The sequence below is a fragment of the Streptomyces sp. P17 genome, from assembly GCF_032436805.1.
Classification (GTDB): domain Bacteria; phylum Actinomycetota; class Actinomycetes; order Streptomycetales; family Streptomycetaceae; genus Streptomyces.
In genome coordinates, this window is sequence record NZ_JAVRBF010000553.1 from 1 (window position 1) to 307 (window position 307).

At 60.9% G+C, this 307-nt stretch carries 1 protein-coding gene; it reads right to left on the reverse strand.

Translation table 11 applies throughout. The features are described from left to right. Positions 1-23: 23 nt before the first annotated feature. The coding region (locus RMT89_RS42080; protein WP_315889033.1) for an SDR family oxidoreductase at positions 24-307 on the reverse strand (284 nt) is incomplete at its 5' end.

The window sequence follows — 307 nt, forward strand, 5'->3', positions numbered from 1 at the left end:
GCGGCCTTTTTTATGTCCGGCCATCATGTCGCGGGCGGGCGAAAACTCATCACGGCTTTCGTGGGGTAATCGAAGACCTGTCCCGTGCCGGTCCATTTAGGCTCGCACAGCGGCAAGATATATTCCGCTGCTTGCTCGGGGGTATCCAGCGTCAACGGGTCTTCTCCGGGCATCACGATGGCGCGCATGTGAGTGCGGATCGGTCCGGGGTTGAACAAATTGACGCGAATGCGCGTGGTTGCGGTCTCGTTGGCCCATACCCGCGCCAGCACTTCAAGCGCGGCTTTGGACGTGGCGTAAGGTCCGC